The following is a 901-nucleotide window of genomic DNA, read 5'->3' as shown; positions in this document are numbered from 1 at the left end:
TCAATGGTTTGCTTGGTTGTATGGGCTTGGTTTTTTGTGCCGGATATCCAGGTGATATGTATTCGTATCACTTTTCTATTTATGTAAAAACAGCCACCTAGAATCATATTCTTGTCAATATGACAGTCAGAATGCTAAAAACATCAGCAAAAAGAGAAAATCAGATGAAATAGAATGAAAGAGGCGTACACTTATTCTCTCATTCGTCGTCAGCCTTTTATCTTGTCTCGTCGTAATGCATACGCAACTGTAGACAACGTTTCTATCGAACGAACACCAATTACTTGAAGGAATACCAAACATGGATTGCTCTTTTTCCGCAGATATTCAAACGCGCATTGATAACAAAACCAAACCCTTAGGTGCTCTAGGGTTGCTAGAAAAAGTCGCATTGCAGTTAGCGTTGATTCAAAGCCAAGATCAAGCACAAGCCGTTGAAGAGATTGTTATTCGCAAGCCAACAATGTTGGTGTTTGCTGGCGATCATGGTGTTGCGAAGGAAGGCATTAGCATCGCACCGAGTGAAGTTACCCAGCAAATGGTTGCAAACTTCCTTGCCGGAGGTGCGGCAATTAACTGCTTTTGCGATGTAAACCAAATCGAATTCAAAGTGATTGACTGCGGTATGCTTGCGCCAAGCGAAGTCATGGTTCCTGAGTTTAAATCTCATCCGAATTTAATTGAGCAGCGTTTAGGAAATGGCACTGCCAATTTTTCAAAGCAAGCGGCGATGTCTTCTGAACAAGTAGCGCTTGGTTTGGAATATGGTGCAAGAGTGGCGCAAAGCACCATCTATTCAGGATCTAACTTACTGATGTTTGGCGAGATGGGCATTGGAAATACCAGCTCGGCTTCCGCATTATTGGCTGCACTCAGCCCGCTTGAGGTAAACCATTGTGTT

1 protein-coding gene is annotated in these 901 nt (G+C 42.8%); it reads left to right on the top strand.

Annotation, left to right across the window (positions count from 1 at the left end; genetic code table 11):
* Positions 1 to 301 precede the first annotated feature (301 nt).
* Positions 302 to 901: nicotinate-nucleotide--dimethylbenzimidazole phosphoribosyltransferase (locus R7O13_RS25180; RefSeq protein ID WP_318304985.1), on the top strand; the 600-nt coding region annotated here is incomplete at its 3' end.

The sequence above is a fragment of the Vibrio sp. Y176 genome (assembly GCF_033438945.1).
This window is presented reverse-complemented; position numbering and strand designations above follow the sequence as displayed.